This is a genomic window from Flavobacterium cellulosilyticum (assembly GCF_004349355.1).
GTDB classification, from domain to species: domain Bacteria; phylum Bacteroidota; class Bacteroidia; order Flavobacteriales; family Flavobacteriaceae; genus Flavobacterium; species Flavobacterium cellulosilyticum.
Window position 1 is genome coordinate 276489 of sequence record NZ_SMFK01000001.1, and the last position, 19182, is coordinate 295670.

Genomic DNA, 19182 nt, shown 5'->3' on the forward strand with positions numbered 1-19182 from the left:
ATTATTTTTTTTTATTGTTAAAATGATATGTTAAAACCGAGGGTTGATGTTAAAGGTAAGGGATATCCAAACCCAGCATTTTCAGGGTCAACTCCTGTAAAACTTGAGGATTTTATAGTTAATAAATTTTGAACACCTAAATAAAATCGAAACTTATTAATACTTAAACGATCTAAAACGTCTTTAGGTAAAGAGTACCCTACTTGCATATTTCTTAATTTAACATAACTTCCATTTTCAATATAATAGGTTGAAAAACGAGACTCAGCATTTTTATCTATTGTGGTTAATGCAGGAATAGTTGAGTTTGGATTGCTAGGAGACCAGGCGTTTAATAGACGTGAGCCTTTATTTGAGCCAATGTCATCCACACTCCAAAAATCTGTTTGGTATTTAACTTGGTTAACTACATCAACTTTTCCAACTCCTTGCCAAAACATAGTGAAATCAAAATCTTTATATTCCAGATTTACATTAATCCCAAAAGCAAAATCAGGGTGAGGCACACCGATCCAAGTTCTATCAGCATCATTAATAATACCATTACCATCTAAATCACGGTATCTAATACGTCCTAAATCTTTTCCTGGTTGTTCTGCAGAATTTAATATTTGCTCATTTGAAGTAAATAACCCATCTGAAACATAGCCATACATGGAACCAATTGATCTGCCCAAAATATTATCGTCACTACCATTGCCTCCATAACTATTTTTAACTACTTCTGGGAGATTTGTAATTTTATTTTTGTTAGAAGATATATTACCATTAACTTCATAAGTAAATCCTCCTGCAGTCTCATTTCTATAACCTATTGAAAACTCCCAACCTTTGTTCTCCATATTGGCACCATTTACTGTTCTACCTCCTCCTTCGCCAATAACTGCTATATATGGTGGTCTAATTAATATATCTTCGGTTTGCTTAATATAATAATCCAAAGAACCAAATAATTTACTTCTAAAAAACCCAAAATCAAGTCCAACATTGGTCTGTGTAGTAGTTTCCCATTTTAGATTATCATTCCCTATTTGAGTTGCTCTATAACCAGAAGGTAATGTGCCTGAACCTTGACCAGATATATCATAAGCAGTACCATAAGAAGTATTCCATGTTGGGTCTCCTCCTGCGTAATCAGATACATATAAGGAATAAGTGTCACTATTGCCAATCTCTTGGTTACCCGTTTTTCCCCAACCAACTCTTAATTTTAAATCAGATATTTTTGAAAAATTATCACTTATAAATTTTTCATTACTAATTCTCCAACCTGCTGATAATGCAGGAAATGTTCCAAACTTATTATTTTTTCCAAATCTTGATGAACCATCGTGTCTTAGAGTTGCTGAAAGCAAATACCTACCATCATAATCATAATTTATATTACCGAAATACGATAATAAGGAATAAGCTGTAGCTGATCCAAAATTGGTTTTTTTCCCACTTGCCGCATCAGGATACATAAAATCGGGGGTTTCAATTACAAAATCTTCTGCTCTTAATGAAGTGTTTTTATTTGACTCTTTAAACATTTCTGAACCAATAAAAGCTTCTAAATTGTGCTTTTTGATATTAAGTTTATAATTTAAAGTGTTAGTCCATGTAAACTTGGTACTTCTGCTGTTGTCAATATTTACCGCGCTTTTATCATTTTTTAAATATCCAGATTGATAGCTAAACTGCAATGTTTTTTTATAAAAATCATTATATTCAAGGCCATAGTTTGTTTTTAGATTCAAGTTTTTCACTATTTCTAGGCTAGCAAATACATTCCCAAATAATCTGTGATAATCATAACCATTATATTTGTTTGCATCTAATAAACGAACAGGGTTTTGTCTATCGTTCATTCCACCTACTGGACCTCCCCAACCTATACCGTCAACAGTCCTAACAGGAATTAATGGAGATGCTTTTAAAGCTGAATCCAATACGCCAGGGATTTGAAGCTCACCAGTTTTATTAATAGATAAATTTTCTCCTATTATAAGTTTATTATCAAAATATTTAAAACTGGTATTTAAACGAGCAGTAATACGCTCAAAATTTGAGTTTTTAACAATCCCGTCATTATTGTAATATCCTAGTGAAAATAAATAATTCCCTTTTTCAGAACCATTTGAAACTGACAAATCGTACGATTTTGCAATACCAGTTTGTGCTATTTCTTTATACCAGTCTGTATCTGCCGATTTTAAAGTTTGCTTACTATCTAAAAACTCTGGAACCGTTATATAATTTAGTACCGCTTTATTATTTGAGTCACGGCTCCAATCAAATTGATAACTCAAATTATTATTATTAGGATTTAGACCATCATTTATATTAGCTTGCCAAAGTACTTCCCCATATTCTTTCGCGTTTAGAACATCTAACCTATTTGCATAAGTAGAGGCTGTTAAAAAGGAGCTAAAATCGATCTTCATCTTTCCACTCTTTCCTTGCTTTGTTGTTATTATGATAACTCCGTTAGACGCCCTTGAACCATAAATACTCGCAGAAGCGGCATCTTTTAAAACTTGTATTGTAGCAATATCATTAGGGTTTAACTCATGCATACCTGATTTTGTAGGAACACCATCAATAACAAACAAAGGGGTCGAATTACCACCTATGTTTGAATTACCACGTATTAATATGGCCGTATTTCCCCCACTAGGCGATCCATCTGTGGTAATCTGAACCCCAGCAACCCGACCTTGCAAAGACTTAATAGGATTTGCTTCTACTTGTTTATTAAGCTCTTCCATATCCACAATAGTAACAGCTCCGGTGATGTCTGTTTTCTTTTGGCTTGAATATCCAACTACTACAACTTCATCTAGATTATTAATATTTGTTTTTAAAACTATAGCATATTTTTTTGCAGCTGTGACTATTATTTCTTGACTCGCAAATCCTATATATTTTATGCTTAATTTTTGTCCCACTGACGCTTTGATTTCAAAATTCCCATCAATATCAGTTATAGTACCTGTAGTTGTTCCTGAAACATTTATCGATGCTCCTGGTATTGGAAATCCATCTTCTGCAGAGACAACAGTCCCTTTTACCTGGATTTCTTGTGCTGATAAGGATAAAAATGAGCCTAACAGCAATAAATAAATGATTAGTTTGCTTTTCATAAGGAGTTATTTAGTTAATTTTAATTGGTTAATAGTAATGTTTTTTATTGTTGATGTATATTTTTCTGTTTTCATAGAAAATTCATTCATAGGCGCATTTGAGAAAAACAACTCGGTCATGACAGTTTCTCCATTATTATAGAATACCTCTATAGAATTTTTATCGATTATAAGCCTTACTTCTAATTGACTTAATAAGTCATCGCTTTTAACTTTTGAAATGCCTGATGCAAATTTTTCAGAAAATGTAGTTTTTCCAGATTTTGATCGATCTATAAAAAAGAAATGCTCTTTGTTATTTAATCCAAACTCAATAAATTCACCTTTTAAATTATGAAGTTTAAATAGGTATATATCTTCTTTTAAGTCTTCAAGTGTAAAACTAATATCTGCAGCTGTCAAATCTATCGATGGTGCTTTGGCAATAGTCGTTTCTGACTTTACCGATAAAGTTTTTATTTTTATGGTTTTAGAGACATACTTACTTAACTCCCTAACTGGAAGTGTATATACTCTGTATTTTCCTTTTTTACTAAATAGTTTTAACTCTCTTGGTATAGTCATGGCGCTTCGCCACTTTTCAGTAGGCACTTCATTAGCATATTCCCAGTTAGACATCCACCCCATAAATAATTTTCGACCATCCGTATCAGGAATGTTGGACCAAGTTACTCCAGCGTAATTATCCTTGCCAAAATCTATCCACAAAGCTTTTTGTTGTTTTAAATCATTTGCAAAAGAATCTGTTATTGAAAATGTTTTTCCGTTGAAATCTCCAACAAAATATTGTGTTGCCGATCCTCCATTTGGACCACCTGGATTAATACTTTGTAATAGCACCCATTTTGTTTTTGTACTTCCTTCTATTTTTATAGGAAAAAAATCTGGACATTCCCAAACGCCTCCATGAGCGCCAATATCAGAACCAAAATCAGACTGAAGCGTCCATTCTTTCAAGTTTTTAGAAGTATAAAACATTGTTCTATCTCCCGCTGCCAATACCATCAACCATTGCTTATGAATAGGGTCCCAAGACATTTTTGGATCTCTAAAATCTTTAATGTTTGGATTTTCAATAACTGGATTAGCCTCATATTTGGTCCAAGTCATACCTTCATCTAATGAATAAGCAATCGCTTGTGATTGAGTTTTAATCTCACCAGCTTTTTCTTTTTCCATATTGTGATACGTGAACATCGCGATAATTGGTGGGTTTTCCAAACTTCCAAATCCAGAAGTATTATTCACATCTACCACTGCACTACCTGAAAAAATATAACCCATTTCATCTGGATACAGAGCAATTTTTTCTTCATTCCAAGTAATCATATCCGTGCTAGTTGCATGCCCCCAATGCATTGGCCCCCAAACTGTGTCATCTGGGTAATACTGAAAATATAAATGATACAAACCTTTATAAAAAAACATCCCATTAGGGTCATTCATCCAGCCTGTCTTTGGTGTGAAATGAAAATTGGGTCTGTATAATTCTTCATTTGTTATTTCTTTGTCCATATTGATCACTTTAGCTGTATTTTTACAACTAATAATTAAGATTAAGAATAGAATAGATAAGGTTATATTTGAATATTTCATGCGTTTCATTTACTTATTTTTTAATTAGTTTTTTACTCAATTCTTCCAACGAAATTCCTTTTGTTTCTGGCATCATAAAAATCACGAACAGCAATTGGAATACCATCATAATTGCAAAAACCAAAAACACTACACCTGCACCTATAGTCGAAAACAAAAATGGGACTAAAGAAGGCACAACAGCTGCAAGCACCCAATGTACTGAACTACCAAAAGATTGTCCTGATCCTCGTAAATGGTTGGGAAAAATTTCTGAAATAAATACCCATATCACTGTACCTTGTCCAATAGCATGGGAAGCAATGAAAAGAAAGAGAAATAGAGGCATTAAGCTACCTTCCCAACCAAAAAAGAAGGCAGAAGAAACTAAACTCAAAGAGATTATATAGCCAAAAGAACAAATTAACATTAATTGCTTTCTGCCTAATCTATCTATTAAAATCACACCTAATAATGTAAAAAGCATATTAGTCACACCTATTCCAATACTGCTCAACATGGCGGTACTTTCTCCAAGACCTGCTTCTTCAAAAATTCTGGGTGCATAATATAATAATGCATTAATACCTGAGAGTTGATTGAAAAAAGCAATGCAAAACGCTAGAATTAGTGGGAATCTATATTTCTTAAGAAAAATATTTTCGTTGGGCACCGTATTATCCATCTCATCCTTTATCTCTAACATGAGTTTTTCTGGATCTTGATCTGGATTGATTTTCTGAAGCACCTTTATTGCTTCATCGTTTCTAAATTTGGTCAGTAACCAACGTGGACTTTTTGGAATTGTAAATGCAATTAAAGTGTAAATAGCCGCAGGAAATGCTTCTATTCCAATCATCCAACGCCAAGCATTCTCTCCAATATTATTCAATAAGTAGTTTGACAAAAAGGCAATTAAAATCCCAAATACAATATTAAACTGATAAAGCCCTACTAACTTTCCTCTATCCTTAGCTGGTGCTATTTCTGAAATATAGGCTGGTGCTGCTATCGTAGATGCTCCTACTCCTAGCCCCCCAATAAATCTAAAAAATGCAAAAGTCCAAGGGTCGTTTGCCAATCCTGAACCAATTGCAGAGATCGTGTATAAAACACCAATCCATATTAAAGTGTTTTTGCGTCCTATCTTATTAGTAGGAATACCACCAAAAAAAGCACCAATTACAGTACCCCAAAGTGCCATTCCAATCACAACAATACCATGAAACATATCCGAAGTACCCCATAATAATTGTAACTTTTTTTCAGCTCCCGATATAACTACAGTATCGAAGCCAAATAAGAAACCTGCTAAAGCCGCAGTAATTGACCATATTAATATTTTATTATTCATTGAATGATGTTTTAATTATTTCCAAATTTAGTTTTAGAAATAAAAAAAGCTTATGAATTTCGTTTCAGATGTTTAACTAAAAATTAAATGTCTAAATTATCAATCAAAATAGTGATTAACAATAAGTTAGCATGTTTTCAATCATTTTATTTTTTTAAAAATGTTACATGAATAAAAAAAATGTTACATGAATCATTGTCATATTTATTATTTATCCACATATAAAAAACATATTATGAAATTTTACTAATAAAATATTAGATTCTTAAACTAATTCTAATCATAATAAAATGAAAAAATCCAATTATTTCTTCATTATAAGGATTGCAAAAAGATTTAAAAAAACGCTTTTGTTTTTGGATGAAATCACTAGACTTTTTACTGACAATAAAGATTTCTTAATTCAGCAACTGCCTTTTCTACCAAACTAAAACAAGCATTAAACCCATTAAAAAAGACCATTATTATTTGATTTTAGAATTCTGTGATCTAAAATCTTTAGGAGAGATACCATATTTTTTCTTAAAGACATTAGAAAAATAATAGGGTGATGAAAAACCTATTGAAAAAGCAATTTCTGATATATTCTGTTTCGTGCTTAATAATAATTCTGTAGATTTTTCTAATCGGATATTGTTAATGTAATCACTAACACTTATTCCTAATATAGCTTTTACTTTTCTGTACAATTGAACTCTGGAGATATTTAAATCACTTGCTAAATCTTCAACAGTGTAATCCGATTGATATATATTTTGATTAATGTATTCATTTAATTTTCTTAAAAAATTTTGTTCAGAAACATCAAATCGTACTTCATCATTTTTAACAATATTATCTATATTGTTGGAATAATAATAGTGTAATCTTTCTCTATTAAAAAGGAGTGATTTTATGGATTGTAATAAAACTTTTAAATCAAATGGTTTTGTTAAAAAAATATCTGCACCACTTTCTAGTGCTTTAAGATATGAATCTGGGTCATCTGATGCTGTCAGTATTATTATAGGAATATGTGAAGTTCTCAAATCTTTTTTTAGTATCTCAGAGATTTGAAATCCATTTTTATTAGGTAAATTCAAATCACAAATAATGATATCTGGCACAATCTCCATAGCAATTTCAATCGGATTTGTACCATCTGAAGTATGTACTAAATAATCTACAGCTAATTTATTAGAAATAAATTCAACTAATTCTTTATTGTCCTCAATATAGAGCAAGGTATAATTATCCTCATTATTCTTAGGTTCCTTTTTTGGAAAAACTTGCAAATCTAAATAATCAGTTTGGTAAACGAGATTTAAATCTGACTCATCTACAATTATTTCATTTTGAAGGTGCTCCTTTCCTAGAAAAAGTTTTATTAATAATTCGGAACCGATTTTAGAAACAATCTCTATTGTCCCATGATGTAATTCAACAAGTTTTTTAGTTAAATACAATCCTATTCCTGAACTGTTTTTATAATTATTTGAACCTTGGTAAAAAGGCTTGAAAACTTCTTCAATTTCGTTTTCTGGAATTCCAATCCCTGAATCTTTAAAACTAATTTTTACACTATTATTAATTTTATCTTCAGTAATTGTAATTGATATTTTACCATTGGTCGGTGTAAATTTAAATGCATTAGACAATAGATTAAAATAAACCTTATCCATTAAATTTCTATCTATAAAAATTTCTAATTCCTCATTATTTGTAGTTAATGTAAATTCAATATTTCTACTCTTAGCTTCTCGGTTAAAATCATTAATAATACTCTTTGTAAATTCAAATAAATTAGTTTTAGATGCTCTTAGAATAAATTTATCATTTTCTATCTTTCGAAAATCTAATAATTGATTAATTAATCGTAATAATCTTCTTGAATTATTATACATTAAATTAAGCTCATTATTAATAGTTACACCTTTGTTTTTTAGCTCATCGGTAAGAGATTGTATGGAACCTAATATTAAAGTCAAAGGGGTTTTAAATTCATGAGATATACCCATAAAAAAATTAAGCCTAACCTCATTATTTTGCTTTATTTCTTCAGCAAATTTTTCTATTTCATTTTTTTGGCTAATAACCTTCTCATTCGTTTGTTCAAGTTCTTTCTTTTTTCTACTTATAACTATACGTGAATAAATACTATGGACAGCAAATAGAAATAACAGGATACTCAAAGTAATTGAAATTCTTAAAAGATTTCTTTGACTACTATACTTTTCTTCCTGTTCACTAATGAAATTTTGTTGCTTCTCAATATCAGATTGCTGTAAAGATATTTTGTCAAACTGACTACCCATAATCTCAGCATTGAGAGAGTCAATTAATGTAGTAGAAAGCTTGTTGTTTTTAGGAACTATTTCTTTGTTGGCTATTCTTAAAGCTAACTTAATAGCTTCAGCTCCGCCTGTTGGATACAATACGGTTCCATCTAGAACACCATCCTTGACAAGCTGTAAGCCTCCATTTGGTCCATTAAGCCCATCAACTCCAATAAATTTAATATGATTATTTGGCTTTTTCTTTTTAGCAATTTTCCAAGCATTGTATGCTATAATGTCATTAAAAGCAAATACATAATCAATATTAGGTAAACTATCTAAAATTTTGACATACTTACTGCTTGGCGAATTAAAATCATCATTATTAATACTTATTCTATGTATTCCAGAATATTGATCAATAATTTGTTTAAAACCGAAACTTCTTTCAGTACCTGGAGTTGTTACAGATTCTCCTGTGATTTCAACAACATTCGCATGACCTTTTGATAATGAAACTATTTGCTTAGCTGCAATCATGCCTACTTCAACATTGTCAGCTCCTAAAAATGCAGTATAATTAGTTGTATTTACTTTTCTATCTACAATAATAACAGGTATTCCTCGTTGATTTGCTTTTTCAATTACTGGAACAATTGAGTCGGATTCATAGGGTGAAATTATAATTACATCCACACCTTGATTAATCATTTTATCAATATGTTGAATCTGTTTTTTTACATTGCGATCTGAAATATAAATTGTTAACTTAACATCTGGATGAAGTGACGCCTCAACTTCCATAGCATGATCCATAGATTTTCTCCAAACATCACTTTCAGAGATACTTTGAGAAAATCCAATAGAAATAGGGTGTGTATCCTTTATATTACAAGAACACAATAAAAGCAAATAACAAATTTGAATGATATAACTAAGTTTTCTTAGCATTGAATTTAAAATTAAAACAGTTGAAATTTATTAATAGTAAAGTGAGGCGTCATTTTAAATGACTATTGATTATTTTGAGAATAATAATTTATTATATCATAAACATTAATGTAAATATATAGAAAAGTAATCTATATAAAAATATTCAAAACTTTAAAAATTTAATTTCATACAATCTAGTTTTGCATATCTTAATTAGTGATTCAAAAAAAGATAAGTCTTGAAAAGTGAAGAAAAACAGACAAAAAATCAAATGTCCAAGTATATATAAAAAAATCCATTATGTTGATTTATCAATAAAAATGTTTCACACCTCTAATTGTGCCCCTTAAAAAAACCCTTATAAAATAAGGGTTTAATAGCTTTTCAGCAGAGAGGATGTGATCCACATGTGGGGCGGCTCATAAGTTATTATATCCTTTACCTTCTTCAAATAAGTTGATAATCATAGGAGTAGAATATTCACCCACTTCTTTTTTACAAAGAAATTCTTACTCATATTTTTCAGTTTTGGACCACTTATTATTGATGTAATACAAATGCCTGTTACCTATATTTAATACTTTTCATAACAAGTTCCCACCAACTTATAAAATTTATTTTATCGTTTCCAAAATTGCTTGTCTCGCCAATTTAGGCTGCATATTTCTATTATACAAAAGGGGATAATTAGTCCTATTGGGAATTGGATACTCATTTTTCCAAGACATACCATAATGCACTCCCCATAAAGTAACTCTGTTTGTTTTACCTTTGTGCTTTTTAAAAATCCCAAATAATTCTTTTTAACGATTCGCTAGTTCCTGTTCTATGGATTCAGGCAAACCATTTTTGTAGGGGTCTAAAAATGTTTCGAACTCTTCTAATTGATACTGGGGCTTCATCATACTTTTTCCTGTTATTTGACCTTCCATAGTAATTGGCAATACATCAACATCTAATTCGGTAATCATAACTTTAACTCCTAATGCCGCATAGGCATCGATAGCTTGTTGAATACATTCCGTCTTAGGGAAATTCAAACCCCAATGTGCTTGAATCCCTACACCATCTATTCTTATTCCGGCGTCTTGAAGCATCTTTATCATTCGAACTATTCCGTCTCTTTTTTCAGGACGCCAGGCATTAAAGTCATTATAATACAATTCTGTGTCAGGAGTATATTCACTAGTATATTTGAATGCTAATCTAACCATTTCATCACCATCGCCAATACTGCGTACCCATGTTGTAGGCCTGTAGGAACCCTCATTATCAATAACCTCATTTACTACATCCCAAGCCTGTACTCTTCCAGCATATCGACCAGCAACCGCTTTTATGTGGGTACGCAATCGCTATTTTTGTTCTTCTGGTGAATTAGCAGCACCTTTATCGTTTGTAAAAAACCATAAAGGTGTTTGACTGTACCCTATTAAAGTGTGCCCAATAATGAACATCTTGTTTTCTTTCGCAAAAGTAACATACGCATCAGCTGCTTTAAAATCATAAATCCCTGGTGATGGACATACTACTTCCGCTTTCATGCCGTTTTCAGGAGTAACGGTATTGAATTCCCTTTTTACAATTGTATTCGAGGCGATATCCTTGCCCGAAACAATGACATATTTATGGCACTACCTACTAAAAAGTAGTTTTTAAAGACCTCTTTTAATGCTATATTTTCATTGGTTTTCGCTGTTACCAGAACAGCATTACTTTTCGCTTTTTGAGCCTTACAAGCTGTAAGTGATAGTTATAAAACACAAAATATTGTGGATATTTTATTCCCTGCGACCTTTGTTTTTTTCATGGTTTTTTATTTATTAATAGAAAAATGCATTCCAACCTATTGTAATAACCCGCTGGGTGTAATTATTAAAAACGTCAGTTCGAGGTAGAATTTTTTTTACCAAAAAAAGCAATATAAAATAACGTATTATTCTTATGTTTTTATTTTGTTAAATTATTTATTTTCAATACATTAAACAAAAACGTCAATGGTAGTGTTTTTTGTGGAGAGAAACCGAACAAAAAATGTATCGAGAACCGTTTTTAATGAGATTTCTCTTGTTCTCGATACAAATTTTCTGAAAAAGCTAATCGCATTTTCTGAAAATTCCTCACGCTGACGATAAATCATCATCAAAATCTAATTACACCCAACCTATTATTCAAAATTAGCTACATCAAATTTTAGATTTACTACTTATACTTATCTAACTCCATGTACCGCCATATCTAAGGTATATACAGAATCCATGGCAGTAATAAATAGTGTTGTTTGATTTGGTCCACCAAAAGTAATATTGGCTGTCCAGTTTTCAGGCACGGCGATATGTTCTATTTGTTGCCCTTCTTTATTGAAAACAGTAACGCCGTTTCCGGTTAGGTAAACATTACCTAAATGGTCAATAGTCATCCCATCAGAACCCATATTTGCAAACAGTTTTTTATTGGAAAGTTTGCCTTTTTTTCCAATAGTATAGGAGTAGGTTTTATTGCCTGCTTGATCGGCTACATACAAGGTTTTACCATTGGGTGTACCAATTATTCCATTCGGTTGGTCAAAGTGATCATCGGCTACAATTTTAGGTTTATCTGCATTTGGCGCTAGGTAATACACCCTTTTCGATTTTTGCTGGGGTTCTTGATGTTTCCACCAAGAGCGTTGGTAATAGGGGTCGGTAAAATAAATACCTCCTTTGGAATCTACCCAAAGATCATTGGGACCATTGAATTTTTTACCTTCAAAATTAGTAAGAAGCACGGTTACTTTTTTATCCACATCAATGCGCCATATTTCATTTTTTTCATCGGCAACAGCCAGCAAATTTCCTTGGTTGTCAAAATAGAGTCCGTTGGAACGACCGGATGGTTTCATATATTCCAAAACTGTATTATCAAGAGCGTTCCATTTTAGGATGCGGTCATTGGGCTGATCTGTAAAATAGACATCGCCATTTTTGTCTGCGGCAGGGCCTTCTGTAAATTCAAAACCGTCGGCAACTAAAGTAAGTTGAGCTCCATCAGCAATTATCGCTGAGTTTTTGTTTTTTTGAGCTTTGCAAGATATATTTACTATCATAAGCAAACTGATGCCAATTAAATGTAAACAATGGTTTGATGACTGTTTATTTGTTATTGTTTTCATCATGTTATTCCTTTTCTATTTTCACTTTTAATCCCTCTAGAAAACCAAAATAGGCAGGTTTTGGCTTTAAATCATCATCATAAATAGTAGGCCAATCTTTCATATTGAAAAAGCCTTTAATCCAAGAATCTCTATCTGTAAAATCCCATAATGTAATTCCAAATTGCTGTTTTTTCGGAACGATGCTACGATACATCAAAACTAGATTTTTATATTTTTCAGCCTGGGCCTGTTTCATTTCATTTGTTAGTGAACTATAATTTTCAATACCACCTGATCTTTCGTCATTGTGTGTATTAAAAATAATATCCACTTCAGACAAATGAATTTGCAAGCCTGTTTCTGCAGCTTTCTTCAATGAATAGGCGATAACTTCATCTGGTGTATCCATACGAATATGCATTTGAAAACCAATACCATGAATGGGCACACCCTCTTTCTTAAACTCTTCGACCATTTTCAAAACGGCATCTAATTTTGTCGTATCACGCTCAATATTGAAATCGTTATAAAACAATACAGCAGCGGGATCCGCTTCATGAGCATACCGAAAGGCATTTGCTATGTATTCTTTACCCAAATTATTGTACCAGAAGGTTTTTCTATATTCACTACCCTTAGATTCAAAAGCTTCGTTGACAACATCCCAGCCAGCTACTTTGCCTTTGTATCTACCTACATATTTATGAATATACTCTTTCATAAATTCCCCCAGCCATACGTTGTCTTTGGCACCTTTTTCTTCTACCCATTTAGGGGTACTGCTGTGCCAAATAAGATTATGACCAAAAAGACGTTGCTTGTGCTTGTTGGCGTAATACAATATGGTATCGGCCTTTTTCCAATTAAACTGGTTTTCAGCAGGTAAAATTTCACGCATTTTCATATCGCTAGTAGCTGTTATACTATTGAAATTTGAAATCTGCAACGCCATTAATGCTTCGTCATTGATCAATTTATTGATATTAATTGCTGTACCAATTGGAAATTCTGAAACGTTTTTCAGACCTGCCAAATCAGTTGATTTTTGGTTTAAACTTTTACATGCTGTAAAGGAAAACACAATCAAAATAACATGGATTATTTTAATTTGAGGATAATTTTGTTTTTTAGATATCATGAGAATATAATTAATATTATTTATAAAAAACGAATTTAAAAACCTTTATACTGACTCAGATCGTCGGTTGGTTTCAATTCCTATTGAACATTAAATAGAAATACTTACTAAATTATTTAGGTGTCTGTATGTGGATAAATATTGGTTTCTCCATTTCCGTTTTATAAGCCTCCAATACAAATGCATTTTTTTCTATACGGGCCTCTTTCCAATCATGCCATGGAAAACCATTTTTGTTAGACCAATATTCCCAATCCCAATTGATGTAGCAAAATGCCTTTATCCCTGGATTATCATTTAACATTTCGAAAAAAGGTTTGAACCATTTATCCCAAGAAATTCTACCATCCAAAACTCCAACAAATCGTGGTGTACACTCGCCAATCATCACTGGTTTTTTATGAATATGCGCTGCATCAAAAAAGTTTTTTAAGCCACTATGATCAAATTCTTCAGGACTAAAAACATCAATACCCCACCAATCTACATATTGATCACCAGGATAATAGGCCATTAACTTTTCAAGACCTATAAAATTTGCAGAGCCACCACCCGAGCACCAAACCGCAGCCGACTTTATATTTTTTTCCTTAAATGCTTTGAAAATAGTTATAAATACTATTTTATAACTTTTAGGTGAATACCCATTCCAGTCGCATTCAAACTCGTAGCCAATTCTGGTAAAGGATGGTCTATCCAAATCCAAAAGCACCTTATAAAATGCTTCCAATTGCGCATTGTATTTTCCGTTGGCAACTTCTTTATCTAAGGCTGCTCTAGTATCCTTACCGCCAATACATCCTAACCCAATTTGGGGCATCATCCCTTTGGGCAAGCTATCTCAAACATGTTTTAAACTTTTCCCCCAAGTTTCAATCCTTTTTACTGGAGCGGTTATATTAACATACGTCATATAAATTGCTGGCATTTTATCTTGACCAATAGCATTTACATAATCATTAAAACCCTTTTTATCCTGACCAGCACCGTGATAAATTCCTGTTTCGGGTTCGTACTTAGCATTGTAAAACTCACGGATAATCTTATTCTCTTGGGCATTACCTTTTAAACCCTCTAGAAAACCATAATAGGCAGGTTTAGGCTTTAACTCTTCATCATAAATGGTAGGCCAATCTTTCATTTTGAAGAAACCTCGAACCCAAGTATCACGATCCGTAAAATCCGATAATGTAATCCCAAATTGCTGTTTTTTCGGAACGATGCTACGATACATCAAAACTAGATTTTTATATTTTTCAGCCTGGGCCTGTTTTATTTCATTTGCAAGCCTGTTTCTGCAGCTTTCTTCAATGAATAGGCGATAACTTCATCTGGTGTATCCATACGAATATGCATTTGAAAACCAATACCATGAATGGGTACACCATTTTTTTTAAATTCTTCGACCATTTTTAAAACGGCATTTAATTTTGTAGTATCACGCTCAATGTTGAAATCGTTATAAAACAACACAGCAGCGGGATCCGCTTGATGGGCATAGCGAAAGGCATTTGCTACATAGTCTTTACCCAAATTATTGTACCAGAACGTTTTTCTATATTCACCACCTGAAGATTCAAAAGCTTCGTTGACAACATCCCAACCAGCTACTTTGCCTTTGTATTGGCCTTTTTCCAATCAAATTGGTTTTCGAGGTTTTAGATGTATAATAAGACTTCTTCAACATAGAGAAATTCATTTAAAAACTAAATTATATTTCAATTTAAAAGACTCCTTTTTTGAAGAATCAATTATTTAATAGTAACCGCCAAGATACTTACAATATCCTTAGCCGATGTGGCCACAGATAATACAAATTCGCCCGGTTCAACTTTCCAACTCGATGCTTTTTCATCGTAGAAAGCCAAATCTTTTACTTTTACTTTCATTTCTACTGTTTTTTGTTCACCAGGAGCCAAGAAAACTTTATCAAAAGCTTTCAATTCTTTTTTAGGTCTTAAAACCGAACAAATTGTTTGACTTGAATACAACTGAACAACCTCAGCTCCATTGGTTTTACCCGTATTTTTAACATTTACTTTCACTATAATTTCATCCTCTTGATTGTATTCTTTTTTGTTTGTAGTTGCGTTTGAAATAGCAAAGGTAGTATACGACATTCCGTACCCAAAAGGAAATTGAGGCACAATACCTTTGGTATCAAACCAACGGTAACCCACCAAAATATCTTCGTCATAATTCACTTTCAGATCATGCCCCGGATAAGCTCCCATGGCGTGTGCTGGCGATTGGCTTAAAGTTATTGGAATAGTAAAAGGCAATTTTCCTGATGGGAATTCTTTGCCACTCAATACATCAACAACAGCATTTCCAGCTTCCATACCTCCGTACCATCCCCAAACTAAAGCAGGAACACGTGATTGGATACCGGCTAATTCTAATGGAGAACCTGCTATAATTACCACTATCGTTTTAGGATTGGCTTTGGCCACTTCTTGAATTAAGGTTTCTTGTCCGTATGGCAAACGCATATGCAATCTATCGAAAGATTCAGAATCAAAATCATGATTCAAACCTGCAAAAACAATAGCCACATCCGATTTTTTGGCTTGGGCCACCGCTTCGTTTATTAGATTCCAATCTACTTTATCGGTATTCAATTGTCCTATGTTACTTCTTTCTGCTACAAAAGATTGCTTTTCATAGCCTTGTGCAAAGTTTATTTGCACTGTTTTACCAAATTTTTCGGTCATTGCCTGAAGCGGAGTCACTTCGTATAAGGCTTTTATTTCTGAACTAAATCCGCCACCACAATGTTTACGAGTTGCATTGTCTCCAATTACCGCTACCGATTTCAGGGCACTCATATTCAACGGTAAAATTTGCTTTTCGTTTTTCAGTAAAATAACCGCTTCTACTGCAGAACGATAAGCCGATTGCTGGTGTTCTTTTGTATTTATCGAACCTGTTTGACGTGTTTTTGGATCTAATACTTTGGTTTTTATCATCACTCGCAGAATGTTGGCCACTTTTTCGTTGATCAAACTTTCTTTCAAGCGACCTTCTTGCACCGATTTGATCAACGGATCTGCAAAATACCAATCGTTGTAATTGTCTTTTTCGGTTCCCATTTCTAAATCCAAACCAGCCAAGGCCGCTTGGTCTGTACTATGAACAGCATCCCAATCGGACATAAACACTCCTTTGAAATTAAACTCTTTGCGCAAGATGGTTCTACCCAAATAATAATTCTCAGTGCAATACTCCCCTCTAAACTTATTATAACCCCCCATCACTGTTAATGCACCCGCATCTACAATTGAAGATTTAAAACCTGGTAAATAGATTTCGCGAAAAGCGCGTTCGCTCATATTTACATCAATAACAAAACGATTTTCCTCTTGATTATTGGCTACAAAATGCTTTACACAAGCCGCAACTTCCTGAGTTTGCAAGGCTTGAATATAATTGATAGAAAGTTGTGATATGAGGTAAGGATCCTCACTCAAATATTCGAAATTTCTACCACAAAGTGGCGAACGAATGATGTTGATTCCGGGACCTAATAAAACATCTTTTTTACGAAAACGAGCCTCTTCACCCAAAACAACACCGCGTTGTTTGGCTAATTCCATATTCCAACTGGCAGCCATGGCTGTACCCGGAGGAAAACAAGTAGAGGAATCGTTGGTTTGTCCCGTATATTTCCAATTATGGCGATTCATTTCTGCTCTTACCCCATGAGGGCCATCAGACAATGCCCATTCTGGAATTCCAAGTCGTTTTATATCAGAAATATAAAATTTTGAATTCCCATGCAACAAGCTCACTTTTTCTTTTAAAGTCATTTTTTTAATCAATTGTTGAATTCTTTTTTCTGTCGCAGCATCCTGTTGGGAAAAGGAGTTTTGAAAAAATAGGGAAAGTAAAACAATAACAATAAATCGTAATCTCATATCATCTTCTGTGTTTGTTAACCTCAAAAGGTTATATTAAAAAAATTGAACTCCTAGATGCCTTTTAAATTGAAATTAAAAAAAACACTCTAAATTAATGTGTTTCCAAAAATAGAAGAATAACAACTATCAAAATGGCACAAATCAAGCATATTATAAAACAAATGAAGCAGATATAGCAAATAAGCCCTTATACAGCAAGTGTTTTAAAAAAAACAGGCCTTTATCACATTGGTATCGCCTACTCATTCGCAAAACCCATGTGATTCTTCATGTTACTGTTTTTTGTTATGGATTGGGTACTATTAATTTATTTGCTGCCAGTTCGCCACTCGGAATAGGCCAAATATAATTACTACTAGATGGCAACACCAAAGGAGCTGTACCGATAGATCCTTTTTTGGCAGGCAAGGTTTGCACTTTTCTTTGCAAATCCATCAAACGGAAACCTTCTCCCAAAAATTCGATATCCCGTTCTTTTTGAATAGTTGCAATAAGCCCTTCTTTTGTTGCTACATCAATTACGGGAAACAAATAATTAGGGTCCGAACGATTTCTTACTGCTTTTAGTAAGGCTAATGCGGTAGCTAAATCATTGGTGCTGGCAGCAGCTTCGGCATAATTTAGCAAAACTTCTGCATAGCGAATAACAGGCACATAATCTCTAAATGGAGCTGTTGTGACATTAAACTTTTTTACTATTTTTTGATTGGCCACATTGGTACCAATTAAACTTGCACGAGCATCCGAACTTGAATTCAATGCAGGATCGCTTGCCACACCTGCAGCAGCTAAAAAGAGAATTGGCTGCGTTACATAATTATAAGCTAAGGCAAATTGCGCCGCAGGAGTTTCTGTGGTTGAATTTGCGAAAGGAATAGAAAAAATTGCTTCGCTTCCGGTATAACTACCTCCAAAAAGACCTGCAAAACTAGCTTCTAATTTTAGGGTCAAACCTTCTCCTGTATACTGAAAAGGAGCTGTGGCAGATACTATTTTTTGGGATTCGGCAATCACTTTTTCAAAATTGTTCTGCACTAATAAAACCCTTGTTTTTAATGCTATCGCTGTGACTTTTTTTGCTCTTGAAGCATTCAACAAGGACGTGCTGTAACTCAACGGCAAATCAATTTCGGCTTCGTCTAAATCTTTTAGGATTTGCGTATAGACTTTATCCACCGTACTTCGAGCCAAATCATTATTTCCCGAAGTCGTAATTGGCGTTAATCGCAAAGGCAAACCCAAAGCATTTTTGTCTTGATTATAAGGTTTGGCATAAGTTTGAACCAAACTAAAATAACAAAAGGCACGAATAAACTTGGCTTCGGCAATATAATTTTTGGCCAAAGTGCCAGGAATTACATTGGTTTCATTCATCTTGCTAATTAGAATATTCGAAGCATTTATGGCAGTATAACCCACCGACCACACATTGTTTACAAAATCATTTGTCGATGCCATATTCTGATTCCAAACTGCGGAACCGGTGGCGGCATTACCATCATTTTGACCAAACTGGTCGGCGCGTTGCTCATTAAAAACAATAAATCTCCCGCCATAAAAACTTTGATTTTGCAATTGCTTGTACAAATTATTGGTTTGCGCCAAAATCTTTTCGGGCGTGCTGTATGCAATGGCTTCGGGGATACTCGTTTGGGGTTGGGTGTTTAACAAATCGTCATTGCAAGCAGTAGCAAACATCAGAACAAGCCAGCTTATTAGAATATATTTTTTCATTTTTTTTCTTTTAAA

General features: G+C 33.3%; 9 protein-coding genes and 2 pseudogenes. All 11 read right to left on the bottom strand.

All coding sequences use genetic code 11. From position 1 onward, the window contains the following. Positions 1-17: 17 nt before the first annotated feature. The 11 genes and pseudogenes from E0F76_RS01120 to E0F76_RS01170 all read right to left on the bottom strand — a co-directional run bounded on the left by E0F76_RS01120 (position 18) and on the right by E0F76_RS01170 (position 19167). The gene (locus E0F76_RS01120) at positions 18-3125 is read right to left on the bottom strand and encodes a SusC/RagA family TonB-linked outer membrane protein (RefSeq protein WP_132000501.1); all 3108 of its coding nucleotides are present in this window, start codon (positions 3123-3125) and stop codon (positions 18-20) included. Between the two features lie 6 nt (positions 3126-3131). Beyond that, positions 3132-4640, bottom strand: a complete 1509-nt coding sequence (locus tag E0F76_RS01125) for a glycoside hydrolase family 32 protein (RefSeq protein WP_342773040.1) — start codon at positions 4638-4640, stop codon at positions 3132-3134. A 94-nt stretch (positions 4641-4734) separates the two neighbouring features. Next, a complete protein-coding gene (locus E0F76_RS01130; protein ID WP_132000503.1) occupies positions 4735-6054 on the bottom strand; it encodes a sugar porter family MFS transporter in 1320 nt (439 codons plus the stop codon). 464 nt (positions 6055-6518) lie between these two features. Then, positions 6519-9260: a substrate-binding domain-containing protein gene (locus E0F76_RS01135; RefSeq protein ID WP_132000504.1), complete on the bottom strand. Its 2742-nt coding sequence runs from the start codon at positions 9258-9260 to the stop codon at positions 6519-6521. A 596-nt stretch (positions 9261-9856) separates the two neighbouring features. Further along, a pseudogene (locus E0F76_RS19520) lies at positions 9857-10786 on the bottom strand (endo-1,4-beta-xylanase). Positions 10787-11454: 668 nt separating this feature from the next. Continuing rightward, positions 11455-12396 carry an SMP-30/gluconolactonase/LRE family protein gene (locus tag E0F76_RS01145; protein WP_342773041.1) on the bottom strand — a complete coding sequence of 314 codons (942 nt, stop codon included), beginning with the start codon at positions 12394-12396 and terminating at the stop codon, positions 11455-11457. Between the two features lies 1 nt (position 12397). Beyond that, on the bottom strand, positions 12398-13513 hold the full coding sequence (locus E0F76_RS01150) for an endo-1,4-beta-xylanase (protein WP_132000505.1): 1116 nt from the start codon (positions 13511-13513) through the stop codon (positions 12398-12400). A gap of 112 nt (positions 13514-13625) precedes the next feature. Further along, entirely contained in the window at positions 13626-14336 is a 711-nt protein-coding gene (locus E0F76_RS01155; RefSeq protein WP_132000506.1) for a glycosyl hydrolase, read from the bottom strand. Positions 14337-14354: 18 nt separating this feature from the next. Beyond that, positions 14355-15151, bottom strand: a pseudogene (locus E0F76_RS01160) (endo-1,4-beta-xylanase). Positions 15152-15264: 113 nt separating this feature from the next. After that, positions 15265-17457: a beta-glucosidase gene (locus E0F76_RS01165; protein WP_220398885.1), complete on the bottom strand. Its 2193-nt coding sequence runs from the start codon at positions 17455-17457 to the stop codon at positions 15265-15267. 261 nt (positions 17458-17718) lie between these two features. Then, positions 17719-19167 (bottom strand): RagB/SusD family nutrient uptake outer membrane protein, encoded by a 1449-nt coding sequence (locus E0F76_RS01170; protein WP_132000507.1) that lies wholly within the window; start codon positions 19165-19167, stop codon positions 17719-17721. Positions 19168-19182 lie beyond the last annotated feature (15 nt).

Coding starts and splice junctions, on each gene's coding strand:
- E0F76_RS01130 (WP_132000503.1), bottom strand. CDS start 6,054: ATGAATAATAAAATATTAATATGGTCAATTACTGCGGCTTTAGCAGGT.
- E0F76_RS01145 (WP_342773041.1), bottom strand. CDS start 12,396: ATGATGAAAACAATAACAAATAAACAGTCATCAAACCATTGTTTACAT.
- E0F76_RS01150 (WP_132000505.1), bottom strand. CDS start 13,513: ATGATATCTAAAAAACAAAATTATCCTCAAATTAAAATAATCCATGTT.
- E0F76_RS01135 (WP_132000504.1), bottom strand. CDS start 9,260: ATGCTAAGAAAACTTAGTTATATCATTCAAATTTGTTATTTGCTTTTA.
- E0F76_RS01155 (WP_132000506.1), bottom strand. CDS start 14,336: ATGATGCCCCAAATTGGGTTAGGATGTATTGGCGGTAAGGATACTAGA.
- E0F76_RS01120 (WP_132000501.1), bottom strand. CDS start 3,125: ATGAAAAGCAAACTAATCATTTATTTATTGCTGTTAGGCTCATTTTTA.
- E0F76_RS01125 (WP_342773040.1), bottom strand. CDS start 4,640: ATGGACAAAGAAATAACAAATGAAGAATTATACAGACCCAATTTTCAT.
- E0F76_RS01170 (WP_132000507.1), bottom strand. CDS start 19,167: ATGAAAAAATATATTCTAATAAGCTGGCTTGTTCTGATGTTTGCTACT.